Origin of the sequence: Actinokineospora sp. HUAS TT18, from assembly GCF_051364635.1 — a bacterium.
Classification (GTDB): Bacteria; Actinomycetota; Actinomycetes; order Mycobacteriales; family Pseudonocardiaceae; genus Actinokineospora.
This window is the reverse complement of record NZ_CP195645.1, coordinates 5,049,242-5,070,126: the sequence shown is the minus strand read 5'-3', so window position 1 is coordinate 5,070,126 and position 20,885 is coordinate 5,049,242. Positions and strand designations below refer to the sequence as shown.

The 20,885-nt window shown below is 68.4% G+C and carries 21 protein-coding genes and 2 tRNA genes; 9 read left to right on the top strand and 14 right to left on the bottom strand.

The genetic code is table 11. From position 1 onward, the window contains the following. Window positions 1-99 precede the first annotated feature (99 nt). Both crgA and ACSHT8_RS23275 read left to right on the top strand, forming a co-directional pair. Window positions 100-366, top strand: coding sequence for a cell division protein CrgA (gene crgA, locus ACSHT8_RS23280; protein WP_436493022.1), 267 nt, complete (start codon window positions 100-102; stop codon window positions 364-366). Between the two features lie 141 nt (window positions 367-507). Further along, window positions 508-909 (top strand): PH domain-containing protein, encoded by a 402-nt coding sequence (locus tag ACSHT8_RS23275; protein ID WP_436493021.1) that lies wholly within the window; start codon window positions 508-510, stop codon window positions 907-909. Here the strand turns inward: ACSHT8_RS23275 and ACSHT8_RS23270 are convergent. Next, window positions 906-1,826: a rhomboid family intramembrane serine protease gene (locus ACSHT8_RS23270; protein ID WP_436493020.1), complete on the bottom strand. Its 921-nt coding sequence runs from the start codon at window positions 1,824-1,826 to the stop codon at window positions 906-908. The two genes, ACSHT8_RS23275 and ACSHT8_RS23270, sit on opposite strands and share 4 nt — an antisense overlap. Further along, a complete protein-coding gene (locus tag ACSHT8_RS23265; RefSeq protein WP_436493019.1) occupies window positions 1,827-2,378 on the bottom strand; it encodes a peptidylprolyl isomerase in 552 nt (183 codons plus the stop codon). Between the two features lie 89 nt (window positions 2,379-2,467). Between ACSHT8_RS23265 and ACSHT8_RS23260 the strand changes: the two genes are divergently transcribed. Then, window positions 2,468-3,091 (top strand): hypothetical protein, encoded by a 624-nt coding sequence (locus tag ACSHT8_RS23260; RefSeq protein WP_436493018.1) that lies wholly within the window; start codon window positions 2,468-2,470, stop codon window positions 3,089-3,091. Window positions 3,092-3,139: 48 nt separating this feature from the next. Here ACSHT8_RS23260 and ACSHT8_RS23255 read toward each other — a convergent pair whose 3' ends face one another. The 3 genes from ACSHT8_RS23255 to ACSHT8_RS23245 form a co-directional block, all read right to left on the bottom strand. Then, window positions 3,140-3,688, bottom strand: coding sequence for a DUF2020 domain-containing protein (locus tag ACSHT8_RS23255; protein ID WP_436502153.1), 549 nt, complete (start codon window positions 3,686-3,688; stop codon window positions 3,140-3,142). A gap of 282 nt (window positions 3,689-3,970) precedes the next feature. Then, window positions 3,971-4,043, bottom strand: a tRNA-Ala gene (locus tag ACSHT8_RS23250). A 35-nt stretch (window positions 4,044-4,078) separates the two neighbouring features. Next, complete coding sequence (locus tag ACSHT8_RS23245) at window positions 4,079-4,219, bottom strand: DLW-39 family protein (protein ID WP_436493017.1); 141 nt, start codon at window positions 4,217-4,219, stop codon at window positions 4,079-4,081. A gap of 124 nt (window positions 4,220-4,343) precedes the next feature. On the opposite strand from ACSHT8_RS23245, the gene ACSHT8_RS23240 reads away from it, so the two are divergent. Beyond that, entirely contained in the window at window positions 4,344-4,604 is a 261-nt protein-coding gene (locus tag ACSHT8_RS23240; RefSeq protein ID WP_436493016.1) for a hypothetical protein, read from the top strand. A gap of 46 nt (window positions 4,605-4,650) precedes the next feature. Here the strand turns inward: ACSHT8_RS23240 and ACSHT8_RS23235 are convergent. From ACSHT8_RS23235 to dnaA, 9 genes are all read right to left on the bottom strand, one after another. Continuing rightward, a tRNA-Ile gene (locus tag ACSHT8_RS23235) sits at window positions 4,651-4,724 on the bottom strand. Between the two features lie 54 nt (window positions 4,725-4,778). Next, window positions 4,779-5,564, bottom strand: a complete 786-nt coding sequence (locus ACSHT8_RS23230) for a DUF3566 domain-containing protein (protein WP_436493015.1) — start codon at window positions 5,562-5,564, stop codon at window positions 4,779-4,781. Between the two features lie 26 nt (window positions 5,565-5,590). Beyond that, complete coding sequence (gene gyrA, locus ACSHT8_RS23225; RefSeq protein WP_436493014.1) at window positions 5,591-9,367, bottom strand: intein-containing DNA gyrase subunit A; 3,777 nt, start codon at window positions 9,365-9,367, stop codon at window positions 5,591-5,593. A gap of 51 nt (window positions 9,368-9,418) precedes the next feature. Further along, window positions 9,419-11,395 (bottom strand): DNA topoisomerase (ATP-hydrolyzing) subunit B, encoded by a 1,977-nt coding sequence (gyrB, locus tag ACSHT8_RS23220; protein WP_436493013.1) that lies wholly within the window; start codon window positions 11,393-11,395, stop codon window positions 9,419-9,421. A 195-nt stretch (window positions 11,396-11,590) separates the two neighbouring features. After that, window positions 11,591-12,094 (bottom strand): DciA family protein, encoded by a 504-nt coding sequence (locus tag ACSHT8_RS23215; protein ID WP_436493012.1) that lies wholly within the window; start codon window positions 12,092-12,094, stop codon window positions 11,591-11,593. A gap of 229 nt (window positions 12,095-12,323) precedes the next feature. Next, a complete protein-coding gene (gene recF, locus ACSHT8_RS23210; RefSeq protein WP_436493011.1) occupies window positions 12,324-13,478 on the bottom strand; it encodes a DNA replication/repair protein RecF in 1,155 nt (384 codons plus the stop codon). After that, window positions 13,478-14,392: a phosphogluconate dehydrogenase (NAD(+)-dependent, decarboxylating) gene (gnd, locus tag ACSHT8_RS23205; protein ID WP_436502152.1), complete on the bottom strand. Its 915-nt coding sequence runs from the start codon at window positions 14,390-14,392 to the stop codon at window positions 13,478-13,480. The genes recF and gnd overlap by 1 nt, the downstream gene beginning before the upstream one ends. Window positions 14,393-14,411: 19 nt before the next feature. Beyond that, window positions 14,412-15,545, bottom strand: coding sequence for a DNA polymerase III subunit beta (gene dnaN, locus ACSHT8_RS23200; RefSeq protein ID WP_436493010.1), 1,134 nt, complete (start codon window positions 15,543-15,545; stop codon window positions 14,412-14,414). A gap of 771 nt (window positions 15,546-16,316) precedes the next feature. After that, complete coding sequence (dnaA, locus tag ACSHT8_RS23195) at window positions 16,317-17,855, bottom strand: chromosomal replication initiator protein DnaA (RefSeq protein ID WP_436493009.1); 1,539 nt, start codon at window positions 17,853-17,855, stop codon at window positions 16,317-16,319. 506 nt (window positions 17,856-18,361) lie between these two features. Between dnaA and rpmH the strand changes: the two genes are divergently transcribed. The 5 genes from rpmH (at window position 18,362) to ACSHT8_RS23170 (ending at window position 20,870) form a co-directional block, all read left to right on the top strand. After that, a complete protein-coding gene (rpmH, locus tag ACSHT8_RS23190) occupies window positions 18,362-18,499 on the top strand; it encodes a 50S ribosomal protein L34 (RefSeq protein WP_054053292.1) in 138 nt (45 codons plus the stop codon). A gap of 12 nt (window positions 18,500-18,511) precedes the next feature. Next, window positions 18,512-18,913: a ribonuclease P protein component gene (rnpA, locus tag ACSHT8_RS23185; protein WP_436493008.1), complete on the top strand. Its 402-nt coding sequence runs from the start codon at window positions 18,512-18,514 to the stop codon at window positions 18,911-18,913. Beyond that, complete coding sequence (gene yidD, locus ACSHT8_RS23180) at window positions 18,910-19,236, top strand: membrane protein insertion efficiency factor YidD (protein WP_436493007.1); 327 nt, start codon at window positions 18,910-18,912, stop codon at window positions 19,234-19,236. Before rnpA ends, yidD begins: the two co-directional genes overlap by 4 nt. Window positions 19,237-19,239: 3 nt before the next feature. Further along, on the top strand, window positions 19,240-20,280 hold the full coding sequence (gene yidC / locus ACSHT8_RS23175) for a membrane protein insertase YidC (RefSeq protein ID WP_436493006.1): 1,041 nt from the start codon (window positions 19,240-19,242) through the stop codon (window positions 20,278-20,280). Between the two features lie 74 nt (window positions 20,281-20,354). Further along, window positions 20,355-20,870: a protein jag gene (locus tag ACSHT8_RS23170; RefSeq protein WP_436502151.1), complete on the top strand. Its 516-nt coding sequence runs from the start codon at window positions 20,355-20,357 to the stop codon at window positions 20,868-20,870. Window positions 20,871-20,885 lie beyond the last annotated feature (15 nt).

The window sequence follows — 20,885 nt, the reverse complement described above, 5'->3', positions numbered from 1 at the left end:
GATTCGGCGACGTGCTCAGCTACGTTAACGTGTTGCACCGGCGGGGGTTGCGCCCATGCCGGCCACCGCACCCAACGCTCCACGTCAGGCGAGGACAGCATGCCCAAGTCCAAGGTCCGCAAGAAGGACGTCTACACCGCGCCGGCCGATCGCCGCACGCCGGTTAAGGTCAAGTCGGCCGGACCGTCCCACCCCATTTACGTCGCGGTGATGCTCGGCGTGATGCTGATCGGCCTCGCGTGGCTGGTCGTCAACTACATCGCGGGCCCGAAGATCGGCTTCATGGCCGACCTCGGCAACTGGAACTTCGCCATCGGCTTCGCCCTGATGATCGCGGGCCTGCTGATGACGATGCGGTGGCGCTGACCACGCACGCTGAGTCGCACCTCGTCACCTGGTCGTGTTCCGGGCGATACATCCATTCAGCCCACAGGACTGAACCACATGGATGTAAGTCATCCCCAGTGTGGATAACTACTGTGGATAACTGTGCTTAACGATGAGGTCATGACCTGGGCCCCCAAGCCCGCCGCTGTCGGCGTGGCCTGGGGGCTGGCTGCGTTGGCCACGTTCACCGCTGTGCTGCTGGACGACGTCCGGGGCGCGATCCTGCTGGGTATCGCGGCCCTGACCTTGGGTTTGGCGGCTTTGTTCGGCACCGTGGCCCGCCCGCGGCTCGCCGCGGACAACACGGGCGTGACCGTTCGCGGTCTGGGGAGCACGCGCCGCTGGACGTGGGCGGAGGTCAACGTCCGGGTGACCCACACGCGCCGGTTCGGCCGCGAGAGTGTCGCCCTTGAGATCGACGCGGAGAACGCCGAGAACCCCGACCTGGTGGTGCTCGGCATGCTCGACCTGGGCGTCGACCCGCGGGATGTGGCCGACGCCCTGGTCAAGCTGCGCACCTAGACCTTGAAGTAGCAGTCCAGCTTCGTCGCGTTCGTGCAGAAGACCTCTTCGTTGACCTGCACCGTCCTGGTCACGAAGATCGCGGCCAGCGCCACGACGATCACACCGATCACCACGCCCTGCCACAGCGTCCGGCGCGCGGCGGGGGCGTAGATCAGCGCCGCCGTCACGATCAGCCCGACCGCGAGGCCGCCGAGGTGGGCCGACAGCGAGATGTTCGGGACCCGCAGGCTGAAGGCGATGTTGATGGCAAGGATGCCGAGCACGACCATCAGCGTGTGCCGGTCGCGCTTGAGTCGGATGACCGCGACGAGCAGCGCGCCCAACAGCCCGTAGACCGCGCCGGACGCGCCCGCGCTGCGGGTGCCGAGGTCGTCGAACAGGTAGCCCGCCGCGTCGCCGCCGAGCATCGACAGGAAGTACAGGATCGCGAACCTGGCCCGGCCGAGCAGCAGCTCGATGTCGCGCAGGAACCACAGCGACACCATGTTGAGCAACAGGTGCACCGGGCCGTAGTGCAGGAACCCGCTGGTGATGGGCCGCCACCACTGGCCGTCGGCGGTCGAGGGGATGTAGGAGACGAGCGCCTGGAAGAAGTCGGAGCGTTCGTTGTTGAACAGGTCCTGGGCGAGCGCGACGGTGATGACGAACATCGCGACGTTGACCGCGATGAGCGCGGGCACCAGCACGACCTTGTCGGACACCTCGGCGCCCGCGACCGTCGTCGGGCGGCGCACCTCGCGCGTGCCTTGGCGCACGCAGTCGACGCACTGGAAGCCAACCGCGGCCTCGACCAGGCACTCCGGGCAGGCAGGCCGGTCGCATCGGGTGCAGCGCAGCCCGGTCGGTCGGCCAGGATGGCGCACGCAGGCGGGCAGGCCCGCCTGCGTGCCGATCGGTTCTTGCGGCGTGGACACTCAGCCCTCGCGCTCGATGGTGACCTTTTCGATGACGACGTCGGTCAGCGGCTTGTCGTTCGGCCCGGTCGCGAGGTGGCCGATCGTGTCGACGACCGTGCGCGAGTCCTGGTCGGCGACCTCGCCGAAGATGGTGTGCTTGAAGTTCAGCCAGGTCGTCGGGCCCACCGTGATGAAGAACTGCGAGCCGTTCGTGTTGGCCCCCGCGTTGGCCATGGCCAGCAGGTAGGGCTTGTTGAACTGCAGCTCCGGGTGGAACTCGTCGGCGAACTCGTAGCCGGGGCCGCCGCGGCCGGTGCCGGTCGGGTCACCGCCCTGGAGCATGAAGCCGTCGATCACCCGGTGGAAGATCGACCCGTCGTAGAAGGGGCCGCTGGCCCCGCCCTGGGCGTTCTTCTGGGTGTAGTCCTTGGTGCCTTCGGCGAGGCCAACGAAGTTGGCCACCGTCTTGGGTGCGTGGTCGGGGAAAAGCGTCAACCGGATGTCACCCTGCGAGGTGTGCAGGATGGCCTTGACCTTCGTCCCAACGAGGGATGCGTTGCTGTCTGCCACCGCCCCATCGTGCCATCTTCGGCGGGATCTGTCGGGAAGGGGCAGGATTGAGTAGTCGGACGAGTCCATTGACGAACGAGGTGAAGACCATGACCCGGGCCGGAGAGACGGTGGGTAAGGCCGTCGGCACCGGCTGGCGCGCGGTGCGCCAGGGTGCCGCCCGCGCCGGTGAGGCGGCCCAGGCCGCCGAACAGAAGCTGGCCGCGAAGGGCGTCGCGCCGCACCAGGTGGCCGAGGCGCTCACCGAGTCGGCTCACGTCGCGCGCGACGAGATGGCCGAGACGACCCGCCGCGCCCGCAAGCAGTTGGCGAAGGCGGCGAAGAAGGCGGGCAAGGGCCTGGCCGAAGCCCGCGCGGAGCTGATTTCCAAGCCGGTCGTCGCCAACGCCAAGCAGCTGAAGAAGGACCTGAAGCCGCAGGTAAAGGCATACAAGAGCGAGCTGCGCGACCAGATCAAGGCCGCCAAGGCAGCGGCGAAGGAATCGGCGAAGGAAGGCCGAGGCCGCCGCAAGTGGCCCCTGCTGATCCTGCTCGCCGCGGCTGGCGCCGCGGCGGCCGTGGTGCTGCGCAACCGCACCCAGGAGAGCACACCCGCGCCGGTGACCCCGAAGCCCGAGCCGGTCCCCGCCCCGCGTCCCGCGGAGAAGGCGGAATCGGCCGAGCGCAACGGCCAGACCAAGCCGGTCGAGCCGATCAGCACCGAGAAGAACTAGTCAGTTCGCCGAAAGGGGTGGCCTCCGGGCCACCCCTTTTCGCGTGTTCTAGAGCCCCAGCTTCCCGACCACGGCCTCAACGATCCGCCGAGCCTTGATGGTCTGCGCCTGGTTGGTCGTGACCACCACGGCGGTCCCTTCCTTTGCCACGGCGTAGACGGCCCCCTTTTCACCCGAAAGGGACCCGCCCTTCCACCCCTGGGGTGACTTGGCCGGATCGGACGTCGCCACGGGTGCGGCCTCGTCGACGATCGCCTTGGCCACCGCGGGCTCCCCTGCGTAGATCCGCACGGTCAACTGCACACTGCCGTCGGGCCGGTAGAAGAAACACGCCGGATGCGGCTTGTCCGCCGAGATCCGCACCTTCGTGACCCGCTGCCCGTTGGCCTCAGCCACGTCGCCACTCTCGAGGTACGGACACGGCCCATCCGCCACCGCCTCCGGCACAGCCGGGGCCACCACAGCCGTACTAACCGGCGACGGCACCGAACTAACCCCACCCACCGTCTGATCGGGCGTGGTCGACGACGGCACAGCCTTAACCGTGCACCCACTGAGCACCAAAAGCCCAGCCACAAAGATCCCAAGTCGTTTCATAGCCGCGCCAGTCAACCAGACAGTCACCACCCGACCACACCCGCCATGTTCCACGTGGAACATCCGCCCCACCGAGCAAAGCTAGGGAGAGCAAGGAGAGCAAGATGGGAAGAACGCAAGGAAAGAGAGAAGGCCCCGGGGTCGCGGCAGGTTCCGCCTACGGACACCGGGCACGGCCGGAATGGCCACCGCTCGCACCGTGGGGGTCTGGGGGGTCGCCCCCCAGAACAAGGACGGACGACCAGGTCTGCGCATTCCGCAGACACGGGTCGCCCGAGTCCGTGGAGACGAGGGGAATCGAACCCCTAACCCCTGCCTTGCAAAGGCAGTGCTCTGCCAATTGAGCTACGTCCCCGAACCGTCGCGGAACTTGTCCGCGCCGGGAAGCTGTCAGGCCTTCTTGGCGCCGTTGTTGGCGGCGGGCGTGGTGGCTTCGCGCCACAGGTCGGCTTCGGCCTTGGCCGAGCTCTTGCGACGCACGACCAGGAGGACGCCACCAGCGATAGCGGCGAGCGCGAGAAGCTTCTTCACGTCCTATGCCTCCTTAGGCACATCGGGTTTACCTACGCCTCATCAGTCTGCCACAGACGGCGGGTTGACCTTCGTTCGCCCTGTGCGCTCGTACAGTGGGGTTGACCAGGAGAGGTGGCCCCGCATGAGTGATTCCGACATGGCGGCCCTGCGGGCCAGGGAGGCCGCTGGCGACCGTGACGCGGTCGACGAGTTGATCGAGCTCGCTGGTGAACTGGGTGACATGGCGGAGTTGCGCAGGCTCGCGGACGCGGGCTACTCCGACGCCGCCGACCAGCTCATCGAGGTGGCCACCGAGCGCGAGGACTTGGCCGAACTCCGTCGGCTCGCGGACGGTGGCAACCGCACCGCCGCTGAGCAACTGGCCGAACTCACCGGCGAATAAGACTCAGGCCCGGTACGCGATGCGTACCGGGCCTGGGTTCCAAGGGTGGGCCTGGGAGGACTTGAACCTCCGACCCCTTCATTATCAGTGAAGTGCTCTAACCGCCTGAGCCACAGGCCCTGGGAACGTTGAGAAGGTTACAACACCCCTCTCAGCCCGCCCAAATCGGTATCCCTACTCGCGTTCCGCCAGCGTGACCTCGAGGCCACCGGCCAGATCCGCGGACACGTTGTAGATGAACGCGCCGACGGTCGCCAGGGCGCTGAACAGCACGATGTTGATCGCGCCGATGATCGCGGCGATGCCGAACACCCGGCCCGCGCTGATCAGTGGGCCGCCGGAGCCGCCCTCGGCGTTGGCGTTGAGGAGTTCGCTGGAGATGCCGTTGAGCTTGTCCCAGACGCCCATGCCGTCGAGTACCGCGTAGAGGGCGCCGACTGCGACCAGCCACACGAAGAACAGGGCGACCCCCAGAACCAGGGACAGTTTCAGCACCGACCACGGGTCGAAGCGCTTGATCTGCAGGTTCGCCCGCCGCGGGCCGCGGCCGGGCCTGCGCAGGGCGCTGGGCGGCGGGGTGGTGCGCACGCTCGCTGGCGGGTCAAGGTGGACCGCGGTGCGGGCGGGCGACTCGGGCTCCAGGTTCCCGAACAGCCGCGACGCCGCGGTTCCCGTCACCACCGGGTGTTCCGTGGCCTGCGTCGTCTCGGCGAAGCCGTTGACGGGCAGTGCCTGGGTGACGTCGCCGTCCTTGGGCAGGTTGACCGTGGTGTCGCCGTAGGCCTCGTCGGCTGTGACGCGCTGCCACGGCGGCGGGGTGACCGAGGTCGTCGCCGCCGTGGCGTTCTGGTCGGGATCCGGGGCGGCCACCTCGGCAGTCTCGGGTTGGCTCGTCGCCACCGTCGCGTCGGCGTCGGTCGGCTCCGGTCCGGTGTTCTCCGGCTTGTCGGGTGGTGTCACGAGCGGAATCCCCTACGTCTGCGCGTTCACTCTTGGTCGGTCGGCGTCGCGGTCTGGTCGTCCTCGGCCCCGTCGGGGTCGGCGACGTCCTCCGCGCTTCGTGCGATGGCTACCAGGGTGGTCCCTTCACCCAGGTTCATCAAACGGACGCCCTTGGTCTGCCTGCCAGCCTTGCGTACCTCGGCCGCCGTGGTGCGGATCACACCACCGGCCGAGGTGATCGCGTACAGCTCGTCGTCGATGTCGACGATCACCGCACCGACCAGCCTGCCACGACGCGAGTCGTGCTGGATGGTCAGCACGCCCTTGCCGCCGCGGCCCTGCACCGAGTAGTCCTCGATCGGCGTCCTCTTGGCGTACCCGCCGTCGGTGGCCACCAAAACGAACACGTCCTCGCGCACGACGCCGAGCGTCAGCAGTTCGTCGCCCGCGTTGAAGCGCATACCGAGGACGCCGGAGGTGGCCCGGCCCATCGGGCGCAGTGCCTCGTCGCTGGCGTGGAAGCGGATGGACTGGCCGCCCGCGGACACCAGCAGCAGGTCGTCGTCGGCCGAGCACAGGACCGCGCCGACGAGTTCGTCGTCCTCGCGCAGGTTGATGCCGATGAGGCCGCCCGCGCGGTTGCTGTCGAAGTCGCTCAGCTTGGACTTCTTGACCAGGCCGTCGCGGGTCGCGAGCACCAGGTACGGCGCGACCTCGTAGTCCTTGATCTCGATGACCTGGGCGATCTGCTCGTCGGGCTGGAAGGCGAGCAGGTTGGCCACGTGCTGGCCGCGCGCCGCGCGGTTCGCCTCGGGCAGCTCGTAGGCCTTCGCGCGGTAGACGCGGCCCTTGTTGGTGAAGAACAGGATCCAGTCGTGGGTGGAGCACACGAAGAAGTGCGCCACGATGTCGTCCTGTTTGAGCGCCGCGCCCTGCACGCCCTTGCCGCCGCGTTTCTGCGCGCGGTACAGGTCGGTCTTGGTGCGCTTCGCGTAGCCGGTGCGGGTGATCGTGACGACGACGTCCTCGACGGCGATCAGGTCCTCCACCGACACCTCGCCGTCGAACGGCAGGATGCGGGTGCGGCGGTCGTCGCCGTGCTTGTCGACGATCTCGGAGAGCTCGTCGCGGATGATCCGCCGCTGGCGGGCCGGGTCGGCGAGGATGGCTTCGAGGTCGGCGATGGTGCGCTCGATCTCAGCCAGCTCGTCGAGGATCTTCTGCCGCTCCAGGGCCGCGAGGCGGCGCAGCTGCAGTTCGAGGATCGCGGTGGCCTGGATCTCGTCGACGTCGAGCAGCGTGATCAGCCCGCTCTTGGCCTCGTCGGCCGATGGCGAGCGGCGGATCAGCGCGATGACCTCATCGAGCATGTCGAGGGCCTTGGCGTAGCCGCGCAGGATGTGGGCGCGCTCCTCGGCCTTGCGCAGCCGGTACTTCGTGCGCCGGACGATGACCTCGACCTGGTGCTTCACGTAGTGCCGGATGATCTGGTCGAGGCGCAGCGTGCGCGGCACGCCGTCGACCAGGGCGAGCATGTTGACGCCGAAATTGTGCTGCAGCTGGGTGTGCTTGTAGAGGTTGTTCAGCACGACCTTCGCCACGGCGTCGCGCTTGAGGCCGATGACGATGCGCTGGCCGCTGCGCTTGTTCGACTCGTCGGCGATCTCGGAGATGCCGGTGAGCTTCCCGTCGCGCACGAGCTGCGCCATGTTCTCGATCAGGTTGTCCGGGTTGACCTGGTAGGGCAACTCCGTGACGACGAGGATCGTGCGGCCGCGCGCGTCCTCCTCGACCTCGACGACCGCGCGCATGCGGATCGAGCCGCGGCCGGTGCGGTAGGCGTCCTCGATGCCTTGCGTGCCAAGGATGAGCGCGTTGGTCGGGAAGTCCGGGCCCTTGATCCTGGTCAGCAGCGCGGCGAGCGTCTCGTCCTCGGACGCTTCCGGGTTGTCCAGCGCCCAGAACACACCCTGCGCGACCTCACGCAGGTTGTGCGGCGGGATGTTCGTCGCCATGCCGACGGCGATACCGCTGCCGCCGTTGACAAGCAGGTTCGGGATGCGCGACGGGACGACGACCGGCTCTTCGGTCTTGCCGTCGTAGTTCGGCACGAAGTCGACGGTGTCCTCGCCGATGTCGCGCAGCATCTCCATGGCCAGCGGCGTGAGCCGGGCCTCGGTGTTGTGGCTGACGAAACCGTTGGTGATGAAGGCGTGGTCGTCAGTGTCGACGCGCAGACTGAACACGGGGCGCACCCCGGCGTCCACGATCGACTTCACTTCGGCGTAGTAGAAGCGCCCGTCCACCAACGGCTCAACGACGTCGAGCACCTCGGTGTTGGTGATCCGCTCGGAAATCTCGTCGCGGCGGGTCTCCCACCGGCCGATCCGGTCTACGTTGTTGCGCCGCAGCCAGTCCCGCTCGGTCCACCGAGTGGCGCCGTTCGCACGGATGAAGTCGGCGACGAACGGGACGTGGTCACTCGACATCGCCCTGCTGTCGGCCGGGATGGCGTCGAGGATCGCGACCAGCTTCTCCTGCTTCGCCTGCAGGAACCCGACATTGACGGCGAAAAGGCGGGCATCCCGGCGGTTGGTGATGACCACCTTGAACTCGCCGTCGGGGTAGCTGACCTGCTTGCTGACGACGCCGAACTCCAGCAGGAGTTGCTGGACGTCACCCGCCAGGCGAGCGCTGCGCGTCGAGTAGGAGATCTGAACGGTGTTACGCGGAAGCGCCGAGCAGGAGCCGTCTCCGGTGAACAGCGAGCTGAGGAACGCCCGCTTCAAGGTGACCCCGCTGCGCCAGATGAAGTCCGGAACGTGCTTGTCCACGCTGCGCACGCCGATCATGTCCGCGAGGACTGACGCGCGCAGATGGGTCAGGTTGTGGATGTCCAGCTCGTGGAGCAGCGACCCGGAAGCGATCACCCTCGACGAGACGTACCGCGCGCCGCCGACGACTTCGTCGTAGGCATCGAGCACGAAACGGAAGTAGCTCTCATCCAGATTGTTGAACCCAGCACGGTTCTCTGAGACGTAGCCTTCGCTGACGAACGCTCCTGCCAGAATCGCCGCCGCATAGTCGCGAACCAGGGTGGAGGTGTCCTCCGCCTGCGCGATCCGCTGCATGACGACTCGGTCGCCTGGCGCGATCTCCTCCAGCAGCTTCCACAGCAGCGTCGGTACACCCAGCACATTCACCAGGCACAGCACCGGGTGGTTGCGGGTCCCCGTCAGCTCGTAACCCTCGCGGGTGGTGACCTTGAGGGTCTCGTGGTCGCCCGAGTGGAACAGCATGGACGCGTGGACCGGGTTGCCGTGCTGGTCCAGGACCTTGAGGTCGATCGGGTTGTCGCTGTTCGGCTTGGCGTTCGGGACGATGTCGCCGATCTGCCGCGTGGTGCCGTCCGCGAGCCGGACATTACTCTCCGCTACGACGCAGTAACGCATCGCGGCGGCCGGATCGTTGCCGGGGGAACCGAAGTTGCCCTGGCCGTCGACCAGCGGGTAGCGCATCGACCACGGCTGGGCGAGGCGGACCAGAGTGTCGTAAATGGACGAGTCGCCGTGGGGGTGATAGTTACCCATGACGTCGCCGACCACGCGCGAGCACTTGACGTAGCTGCGGTCGGGGCGCAAACCGGTGTCGTACATGGAGTACAGCACGCGGCGGTGCACCGGCTTGAGGCCGTCGCGCACGTCCGGGAGCGCGCGGCTGACGATCACGCTCATCGCGTAATCGATGTAGGAGCTTTGCATCTCCTGCTGGATGTCGACCGGCTCGATCCGGTCGCCGGCCGGCGGCAGGGTCTCAGTCACGATGCAATGGTCCTTTCCTGGCTGGCGCCCGATGTGTACATAGTGGACTGGTTACACATCGAGGAAGCGCACGTCCTTGGCGTTTCGGGTGATGAAGGAGCGTCGGGCTTCGACGTCTTCACCCATCAGGACGCTGAACAACTCGTCGGCGGTGGCCGCGTCGTCCAAAGTGACCTGGAGGAGCAGACGGTGCGCCGGGTCCATTGTGGTCTCCCACAGTTCGTCGGCGTTCATCTCGCCGAGACCCTTGTAGCGCTGGATGCCGTCTTCCTTGTTGATTTTCTTGCCCGCGGCGAGACCCGCTTCGAGCAGGCCGTCGCGCTCGCGGTCGGAGTAGGCGTACTCCGGGTCGGTGCGCTGCCACTTGATCTTGTAGAGCGGCGGCTGCGACAGGTACACGTGGCCGTGCTCGATCAGGCCGCGCATGAAGCGGAACAGCAGCGTCAGCAGCAGCGTGGTGATGTGCTTGCCGTCGACATCGGCGTCGGCCATCAGCACGACCTTGTGGTAGCGCAGCTTGGAGACGTCGAAGTCCTCCTGGATGCCGGTGCCCAGCGCGGTGATCAGGCTCTGCACCTCGGTGTTCTTCAGCACCCGGTCGATCCGGGCCTTCTCCACGTTGATGATCTTGCCACGAATCGGCAGGATGGCCTGGAAGCGGGACTCGCGGCCTTCCTTGGCCGAGCCGCCCGCGGAGTCGCCCTCGACGATGTAGAGCTCGCACTCCTCGGGGTTGGTCGAGCGGCAGTCCTTGAGCTTGCCGGGCAGACCGCCGATGTCGAGCGCGCCCTTGCGGCGGACCAACTCGCGGGCCTTGCGCGCGGCCATGCGGGCCTGCGCCGAGGACACCGACTTGGTGACGATGGTCTTCGCGTCGGCCGGGTTGCGCTCGAACCAGTCGGCCAGCCACTCGTTGCAGGTCTGCTGCACGAAGGTCTTGGCCTCGGTGTTGCCGAGCTTCTGCTTGGTCTGGCCCTCGAACTGCGGCTCGGCCAGCTTGATCGACACGATCGCGGCCAGGCCCTCGCGCACGTCCTCGCCGCTGAGGTTGGCGTCCTTCTCCTTGAGCAGCTTCTTGTCGCGCGCGTAGACGTTGACCACCCGGGTCAGCGCGGCGCGGAAGCCCTCCTCGTGGGTGCCGCCCTCGGGAGTGTTGATCGTGTTGGCGAAGGTGTAGACCGACTCGCTGTAGCCGGTGTTCCACTGCATCGCGACCTCGACCTCGATGCCCTTGCCCTTGGCCTCGAAGGCGATGACGCTCTTGTGGATCGGCTCGCGCGCGTGGTTGATGTGCTTGACGAAGTCCTCAAGGCCGCCCGGGTAGTGATAGGTGCGTTCTTTGACCCTGGCCGCCAGGCCGCTGGCGTCCTCCTCGGTCTCCTCGTCGGAGACGCGCTCGTCGCGCAGGACGATCGTCAGGCCCTTGTTGAGGAACGCCATCTCCTGCAGGCGGCGGGCGACGGTCTCGGCGTTGTACTCGACGGTCTCGAAGATCGTCGGGTCGGCCCAGAAGGTGATCGTCGTGCCGGTCTCGCGCGTGGCCGCGCCCTGCTGGACCGGGGTGACGGGCTTGGAGTCCTCGTAGCGCTGGTTCCAGGTGTGGCCGTCGCGCTTGATCTCGGCCTCGAGTGCCGTCGACAGCGCGTTGACCACCGAGATGCCGACGCCGTGCAGGCCGCCGGAGACCGCGTAGCTGTCGCTGTCGAACTTGCCGCCCGCGTGCAGCACGGTCATGACGACTTCCAGCGCCGACCGCTTCTCCTCGGGGTGCTCCTCGACGGGGATGCCGCGGCCGTCGTCGACGACGCGCACGCCGCCGTCGGCGAGCAGGGTGACCTCGACCTTGGTCGCGTGGCCCGCCATCGCCTCGTCGACCGAGTTGTCGACGACTTCCCAGATCAGGTGGTGCAGGCCGCGCTCACCGGTCGAGCCGATGTACATGCCGGGACGCAGGCGGACCGCTTCGAGCCCCTTGAGAACACCGATCGATCCGGCACCGTACGAGTTTTCCTGCTTGTTCGCTGCCACGTGTTCGGTGTCTCCTCGTGCATTAAGAAATCGACTCCCGGACGGTGCGCGGCCCCTCGTCACCCGCACCCTCGTACATACTACCGGTGCGGTCGCCCAGAACCGGGTCAAGGACACCCCTGGCTGGTTCGCAGAGCGTCGGATGTGAACGACCACGAGTCCCGACGCCAGACAGGCGATCTCGACCCGCGAAAATCAACCGTAGGTGTCCCGTGGACCGCGGCCGGGGACGTGGAAGTGACCGTGCCGCCAGCTCGGCGCCGTCGGGCCTTGGACCTTGAGTCGTTTGACCACGCCCTTGCCGACACCTGCGGCTATCTGGCCTAACAATTGTCGCTGAAGCAGCCGCAGTTGGGTGGCCCAGGCGGTGGACTCGGCGGCGACGGTCAGCTCGCCGTCCTTCAGCGCGACCGGCTTGGCGTGCTTGGCCACCTCGGCGCCGACCAGCGCTGCCCACTTGCCGAACACCTGGCCGCCCGCGAGCTGCTCGTTCCACCCGCGGTCCATCGCGATCCGCGAGGCGAGCCTGCCCAGCGGCTGCGGGTCGCGCTCGTCGGCACCCGGCCCGGACCAGCGCCGCCGGGACCGCGAACCGGTCGATGTTCCACGTGGAACACGGCGTTTTCGCTGGGCGCGCTTCGCGTCGGCGGACTGCCGTGCGGCCTCCAGGGCGGCTCTGGCAAGATCCGGTCCACGCAACTGTGGGGCGTCACTCTGCGTGGCACCTGTGGATGAATTCGTCTCACGACCACTCTGAAGTGTGTATTCATCCCCAGTAGCCGGCCGCTTCGTTGGTCCGGACGGACGCTGAGTCACAGTGTTATCCACACTATCCACAGGTTTGTCCCCAGATGTGCGACCAGTCACATCCCGGGCAGTCACCGATCGTGAAAGATCGTTAGGCCGAATGGTGCCGCCGAAAAGATCGTCAGACACGTCGCACCTCCCCGTCGGCCACCGCGTACCGCGCACCCGCCAACTCGCTGGGCACATCCTCCTCCACCGCGGCCGTAACCAGCACTTGTTCGGCCCCGACGGCCACTTCGGCGAGTCGCTGCCTGCGCCGCCGGTCGAGCTCGGCGAACACGTCGTCGAGCACGAGCACCGGCTCGCTGCCCTCCGCTCGCAGCAGCTCATAGGACGCGAGCCGCAGCGAGAGCGCGAACGACCACGACTCGCCGTGGCTCGCGTACCCCTTGGCCGGCGCCTCGCCGAGCACCAGTTCCAGCTCGTCGCGGTGCGGCCCGACCAGGCTGACGCCGCGGTCGAGCTCCTGGTCCCGACGCACCGCGAGCTCGGCGAGCAGCGCCTCGGCGACGACCTCGACGTCCGCGCGCTCGCCATCGGCCTTGCCATACCCGTCGGGCAGGCCCGGCACGCTGGGCCGATACCCGATCAGCGCGGGCCGCGACTCCGGCGCCACCCCGGCGTACGCGGCGCCGACCAGCGGACCGAGGTCGGCGACCAGGTCGAGGCGCGCGGCCAGCAGCTGCGCGCCGTGCGTGGCGAGGTGCCCGTCCCACACGACCAGCGTCGACAGCGCGTCCGGGTCGGCGCGGCGCGAGCGGCGGTTGGTCGCCGCGCTCTTGAGCAGGGCGTTGCGCTGGCGCAGCACCTTGTCATAGTCGGCGCGCACCCCGGCGTACCGCGGCGCGCGCAGTACTAAGAGGTCGTCGAGGAACCGGCGGCGCTCGCCGGGGTCGCCCCGGACGAGCGCGAGGTCCTCCGGCGCGAACAACACTGTGCGCAGGATCCCGAGGACATCGCGCGTGCGGGGTACCGGTCCGCGGTTGACCCGCGCCCGGTTCGCCTTGCCCGGCGTGATCTCCAACTCGACGGTCAGCTCGCGGCCGTCGTTGACCACGGCCGTGCGGATGATCGCGCGCTGACACCCGTGCCGCACCAGCGGCGCGTCCGAGGCGACCCGGTGCGACGACAGTGTCGCCACGTACCCGATCGCCTCGACCAAGTTGGTCTTGCCCTGGCCGTTCGCGCCGACCAGTACCGCCGGGCCCGGCTCCAGTTCCAGATCGGCGAGCTTCCACGAGCGGAAGTCGGCGACCTGCAGGTGCCGGACGTGCACTACTTCACTTCGCCTGCCCCGGACGTCGGTCCGGCCTTGTGCACAGCGTGTCCACCGAACTGGTTGCGCAGCGCCGCGACCGCCTTCATCGCGGGCGAGTCGTCCTGCCGCGAGGCGAACCGCGCGAACAGCGCCGCGGTGATCACCGGCGCGGGCACCGCGTGGTTGATCGCCTCCTCGACGGTCCACCGGCCCTCGCCGGAGTCCTCGACGTAGCCGGTCAGCTCGGCCAGGCCCGGGTCCTCGTCGAGTGCCTTGACCAGCAGGTCCAGCAGCCAGGACCGCACGACCGTGCCGCGGGTCCACGCCTTCAGGACCGCGGGCACGTCGTTGACGGCCTCGGCCGCGACCAGCAGTTCGTAGCCCTCGGCGTACGCCTGCATCAGGCCGTACTCGATGCCGTTGTGCACCATCTTCGCGAAGTGGCCAGCGCCGACGTCGCCCGCGTGGGCGAAGCCTTCCTCGCGCGGACCCTCGGGACGCAGCGCGTCGAAGATCGGCATGGCCCGCTCGACGTCGGCGGCCGACCCGCCGACCATCAGGCCGTATCCGTTCTCCCGACCCCAGACGCCGCCGGACACACCGCAGTCGGCGTAGCCGATGCCCTTGGCCGCGAGCAGCTCGGCGTTGATCTTGTCGTCGGTGAAGCGGGAGTTGCCGCCGTCGATCACCAGGTCGCCCTCGCCCAGCAGCTCACCGAGTTCGGCGACGGTCTGCCTGGTCGGCTCCCCGGACGGGACCATGACCCACACCACGCGCGGGGCGTCGAGCTTGGCGGCGAGGTCGGCGAGCGACTCGGTGTCGCTGACCTCGGGGTTGCGGTCGTAGCCGACCACGTCGTGCCCGGCGGCGCGCAGCCGCTCGCGCATGTTGAAGCCCATCTTGCCCAGGCCGACCAGTCCGAGCTGCACGATCGATGTCCTCTCGTTCGGATCAGCCGGGAAGGCGGACCGGCATCAGCAGGTAGAGGTAGCCGGGGGTGACCTCGCCGTCCTCGCCGACCGGCTTGATCAGCGCGGGGCGGTTGGGCGTGGTGAACGACAGCTCGGCGCGGTCGGCGTGCAGCGCGGCGAGACCGTCCTGGAGGTAGCCGGGGTTGAACGCGATCGTCACCGGCTCGCCGGTGAACTCGACCGGCAGCTCTTCCTCGGCGCTGCCCTCGTCGTCGCCACCGGCGGTCAGCCGCAGGCTGCCGTCGGCGAACTCGAGCCGGACCTGGGTGCCGCGCTCGGCGACGAGCGACACGCGCTTGATCGCCTCGACCAGCGGCGCGACGGCGATCACCGCGGCCGAGGTCTGCTCGGAGGGGAGCAGCTGGCGGTAGCGCGGGAACTCCGCGTCGAGCAGCCGGGTGGTCGCGCGGCGGCCCGAGCCGGACAGGCCGAGCAGGCCGTCGCCCGGGGAGAGCGCGAGTTCGACCGTGCGCCCGGAGCTGCCCAGCGCCTTGGCCGCCTCGGCCAGGGTGCGGGCGGGCACGAGCACCGCGGCGTCGTCGACGTCGCCGGAGGGCTTCCACTCGAACTCGCGCATCGCCAGCCGGAACCGGTCGGTGGCCACGAGCGTGAGCTTGTCGCCCGCGATCTCCACCCGGACACCGGTCAGCATCGGCAGGGTGTCGTCCTTACCGGCGGCCACCGCGACCTGGCTGACCGCCTGGCCGAAGACCTCACCGGCGAGCTCACCGGCGTGCTGCGGCATCGCGGGCAGCTGCGGATAGTCCTCGACCGGCATGGTCGGCAGGCTGAACTTCGCGTTGCCACACGTGATCGCGACCCGGGAGCCGTCGACGGAGATCTCGACCGGCTGGGCGGGAAGCGATTTGGTGATGTCGGCGAGCAGCCGACCCGACACCAGGGTGCGACCGCCGTCGGCCACCGTCGCCGGGATGCCGACCGTGGCCGACACCTCGTAGTCGAAACCGGAAACGGTGAGTCCTTCGGCGCCGTCCGCAGAACCGGCATCGAGCAGAACCCCGCCAAGGACGGGAACGGGAGGCCGGGACGGGAGGCTGCGCGCGACCCAGGCGACGGCGTCGGCAAGGCCGTCGCGCTCGACGCGGATCTTCATGGGAGTCCTTTCCAGGCACGACCGGTCCCCCTCGCTGAACGTGCGAGGCGGGTCCGTCGAGCTGTCCACGCTGTAGGACCCAACCGTAGAGCGTGATCGGCGTGCCCGTCATCTGGGGCACCGTGCGCCGGGACGGCGTCGAGGCGAGCTGTCCCCAGATTCGGCGATCCCCTGTTTCTGCTCTTTTCTTCTTCTTAGAGAGAACAAGAACAGCAGTAGTAATAGGGGCTGTGGATTGTGTGGACAAGCCTCGTTCGCGCAGGTCACCGGTCGTGCGTACCTGTGGAAGACCGGTGGGTCTCGTCGGTGGACAACTCGGGCCGTCGGTGGATGGTTTCGGGGCTCCTCCGTTTGGTCCACAGACGGGCCGAGTTGTCCACAGCGGCATCCCCAGATGTGGGTCGAGTAGCCCCCAGGCGCGGCTCCCGCCACCCACAGGGTTATACACAGGCGAATCCCCCGTACCGGTGACGCAGGACACGCCAAATCCCGGGGTTCGAAGCTTTCTGTGGGTGTGGACGGACCCTCCACGGGCCCAGAAAAGATGCAAAAGGGCGATCCGGCGGGTCCATCCGGGTGGGCCGCGCCGCACGCGGGGGTCCGATCCCACCGGCCGACCCGGGCACGTACGAACTTTTCTGGCGGTGTGGGCGGCCGTCCACCGTCGCAATAAAAGGTGCGACTCGGCGATCGGGCGCGGCAGAACCGCCCGGGCGTCAGCGTTCGACGCTCCGGGCGGTGGGGTTGGGGAGAAGGAGTGTGGCGGCCGGTCTAGCCGCGGGCGCGCTGCTTGATGCGGGAGGTCAGTTCCTGCACCTGGTCGTAGACCCGGCGGCGCTCAGCCATCTCTTTGCGGATCTTCTTGTCCGCGTGCATGACCGTGGTGTGGTCGCGGCCGCCGAAGGTCTGGCCGATCTTGGGCAGCGACAGGTCCGTCAGCTCGCGGCACAGATACATGGAGATCTGCCTGGCCTGCGCAAGCGCTTTCGTCTTGCCGGGGCCGCACAGGTCGTCCATCGTGACGCCGAAGTACTCGGCGGTGACGGCCATGATCGTGGCGGCGCTGATCTCCGGGGCCTGCGAGTCGGGGATCAGGTCGCGCAGGACGATCTCGGCGAGGCCGACGTCGACCGGCTGGCGGTTGAGCGAGGCGAACGCCGTCACCCGGATCAGGGCGCCCTCGAGTTCGCGGATGTTCGCCTCGACCCTGGCCGCGATGAACTCCAGCACCTCGGCGGGCGCGGCGAGCCTGTCCTGCGCGGCCTTCTTGCGCAGGATGGCGATGCGCGTCTCCAGCTCGGGCGGCTGGATGTCGGTGATCAGGCCCCACTCGAACCGGGTGCGCAGCCGGTCCTCCAGTGTCTCCAGCCGCTTGGGCGGCCGGTCGGAGGAGACCACGATCTGCTTGTTCGCGTTGTGGAGCGTGTTGAAGGTGTGGAAGAACTCTTCCTGAGTTCCTTCCTTGCCTTCCAGGAACTGGATGTCGTCGACCAGCAGCACGTCGATGTCGCGGTAGCGGCGTTGGAACGCCACCTTCCTATCGTCGCGCAGCGAGTTGATGAAGTCGTTGGTGAACTCCTCGGTCGACACGTACCGCACGCGCATCCCGGGGAACAGGCGCTGGGCGTAGTGGCCGACCGCGTGCAGCAGGTGGGTCTTGCCCAGTCCCGACTCGCCCCAGATGAACAGCGGGTTGTACGCGCGGGCCGGTGCCTCGGCGACCGCGACCGACGCCGCGTGGGCGAACCGGTTGGACGCGCCGATGACGAAGGTGTCGAAGGTGTACTTCTCGTTCAGCCGCGTCTTCGACGTCTGCGGCTGGGCGGGAGCGGTGAACGGCTGGCCGCTGGCGGGCTGCTGGCCGGTGAAGGTCGGCCAGATCTCGTGGACCGTGGCGAGCGCGTCGCCCTCCTCGTCCACTTCCTCGCCGTCGTCGTCGACCTCGGCCAGCGGGGGCGCCTCGACCGCGATGGCGGCGGGCTGCTCCTCACCGAGCATCGCGTCGTCGACCTTGACCTGCACCGGCGGCGCGGGCTTGGGCGGGGCGAGCGCGACGTCGACCTTGACCGCGAGGGAGACCACGCGGCCGAGCCTGCGGGAGAGCGCGTCGGTGATCGGCTCGCGCAGGGCGCGCTCGATCGCTTCCTTCGCGAAGTCGCTGGGGGCCGACAGCAGTGCGGTGCCGTCGAGCAGGCCGATCGGCCGGGTCATCCGCATCCACGCGCGCTGCGAGGGGGACAGTGTCCCCGCGGAGAGCTCCCGGACCACCTGCTCCCAGACCACAGCCAGATTCAGCTGGTCGTCCGTCATCGGCGCCGCTCCCCTCCCCTCGTCGGCATGTCTGCGGTGTTCAGGCTGGTCCTCGGCCCGGGTGCCGTCAAACCTGCATCCACAGGGTTGTCCACAACTGTGCACGAAGGTACGGCGAACCGCAGAGGAAACCCCGCCTGAGGGGTCAACGGTACTCAGTGGTCCGGCGACGACGGCTCGGCAGGGCTCCCATCCCTTGACCGCCAGCCAAGGGATCGCACGCTAACAAGGCTCGCCGGATGCCACAAGACGCAAGACTGGGCAAGGATGTGGGGGTGCTCGGCGTGTCGCCGAGCGGTCGCGGCGGGCAGGCGATAGGGACCCGGGTTTGGTGCCCGCGCGCCGGGTGCGTACCCTCATAAGGTCTCCCGCTTGCGGCGGGCGAGTTCTGCGTGCCCGTCACTGGTTGTCGCGCGATCTTGTCCTGGCCGCGCCCGGCAGGGGGCGGCAGAGACAGCACTACCTCGCCAGAACCACCTGGCCAGCCAGTATCGGGAGAACGAGCCGTGAGCAAGCGCACCTTCCAGCCGAACAACCGTCGTCGGGCCAAGACCCACGGCTTCCGTCTGCGCATGCGGACCCGCGCGGGCCGCGCGATCCTGGCAGCCCGTCGCCGCCAGGGCCGCAAAGAGCTGTCGGCCTGATTCCAGGCCGCCGTGCTTCCTGCGGCCGCTCGGCTGACCAGCAGCGCGGACTTCCAGAGGGTGACCCGCAAGGGACGCCGTGCCGGACGTCCCCGACTGGTGGTGCACGCCGTGACCGAGCGGAAGCAAGCGACTACCGAAGCCGACCCTCGCGCGACGTGGAGCACCGTGTCGCCGAGGGTCGGTTTCGTCGTGAGTAAGGCTGTGGGCAACGCGGTGGTCCGCCATCGGGTGGCCCGCCGCCTCCGGCACCTGGCCGCGGCCCGGCTCGGAACTCTGCGACCCGGCACCGCGTTGGTCGTTCGGGCGCTCCCCGCCGCGGCGGATGCCACGAGCGCCGAACTCGGCCAGGACCTCGACGCGGCGTTGCGCAGACTGCACCTGGCTGTCGATGACAACGGTGGTGAGGCGTGAACGAGTCGACCGCGGTCCGTGACCGCGAGGCTTCCGCTGCCGCCGGCCCGGTCGCCAGGGTGCTGCTCGTGCCCGTGCGGATCTACCGGCGGTGGATCTCGCCGGTGCTGCCGCCCGCGTGCCGGTTCTACCCCAGCTGCAGCGAGTACGCCGTGACCGCGCTGACCACGCACGGCGCCGGACGCGGGAGCTGGCTCGCGCTGCGCAGGCTGTTGCGCTGCGGGCCGTGGCACCCCGGTGGCTACGACCCGGTCCCGCCCAGAAACCCCAAGAACCAGTCCGGGACCTCCACCCCGGCCGACCCGATCGCTGCCGAGGAGTAGTCAGTGCTCGATTTCATCTACTACCCGGTGTCCTTCATCCTCTGGTGTTGGCACTGGGTCTTCGGCCACGTGTTCGGCGACGCCAGTGCGGTGTCGTGGGCGCTGGGCATCGTCTTCCTGGTCTTCACCCTGCGCGGCATCCTCTACAAGCCGACCGTCAAGCAGGTCCGGTCGATGCGCAAGATGCAGGAGTTCGCCCCGGAGATCAAGAAGCTCCAGGCGAAGTACAAGAACGACAAGCAGAAGCTCCAGCAGGAGATGGCCAAGCTGCAGCAGCAGCACGGCGTCAACCCGCTCGGCGGCTGCCTGCCCATGCTGCTGCAGATCCCGGTGTTCCTCGGCCTGTTCCACGTGCTGCGTGAGTTCAAGCCCGGCAAGACCGAGAACTACTTCTTCGACGAGCAGGGTGTCGCGTCCTACATCGACGCCGACCTGTTCGGCGCCCGGCTCGGCAACTGGATCACCCAGCCCGCCGTCGAGCTCGGCCAGTTCGACGTCTCCCGCGGCGCCATCATCGCCGTCGCCGTGCCGCTGATGATCGCCGCGAGCATCCTGACCCACCTGACCGCGCGCCACTCGGTCGCCCGGCAGAACCCGGAGCAGGCCACGCCGCAGACCGCGATCATGAACAAGCTGACGCTGTACATGTTCCCGCTGGGCGTGCTGATCGGTGGCTTCTTCTTCCCGATCGGTCTGCTCCTCTACTGGCTGAGCAACAACGGCTGGACGCTCGCGCAGCAGCACTTCGTGTACCGCAAGATCGACGCGGAAGAGGCCGAGAAGAAGGCCGCCGTCGTCGAGAAGCGCAACGCGACCGCGCCCAAGCCGGGACAGAAGCCCGTGCAGAAGCCGGTCCAGCGGAAGGGCCCGACCCCGGCCAAGCCGGTCGCGCCCGTCGAGGGTGCCGACAACGCCGCCACCGCCGAGCCCGCCGCCGACGCGAAGGGCACCACCGCGCCCACGCCGAACGGCGAGGCAGGCACCGAGATTCCCGGTCTGATCTCAGACCGATCCCGTAAGAAGTCAGGTCGCAAGAACCGCTGAGGCGTGGCTGGACCTGGAGAGGAGAAACCGTGCCGGAGACGGTGCAGGAGTCCGAGAAGACCACCGCTGAGGTCGTGGGCGGCGACGAGGCGGCGGAGGGTGCGAGCGAGAACGGCCGCGGGTCGACCGAGGAGCTGTTGGTCCAGGAGGGCGACATCGCGGGCGACTACCTGGAGCGCCTGCTGGACATCCTCGACTACGACGGTGACATCGACCTCGACGTCGAGGCCAGCCGCGCGGTGGTGAGCATCGATGGCGGCGAGGACCTGGAGAAGCTGGTGGGTCCGCGCGGCACTGTGCTGGAGGCGCTGCAGGAGCTGACCCGGCTCGCGGTGCAGCAGGAGACCGGCACCCGCAGCAGGCTGATGCTCGACATCGCGGGCTGGCGGTCCGACCGTCGCGAGGAGCTGCGCGACCTCGGCCGCGCGACGGCGCAGAAGGTGCTGTCGAGTGGCGAGCGCGTGCGGCTCCAGCCGATGACGCCGTTCGAGCGCAAGGTCGTGCACGACGCCGTGGCCGCGGTGAAGGGCGTGCACAGTGAGAGTGAGGGCGAGGACCCCCGTCGCCGGGTGGTCGTCTTCCCCCAGTAGTACCTGTACGACAAG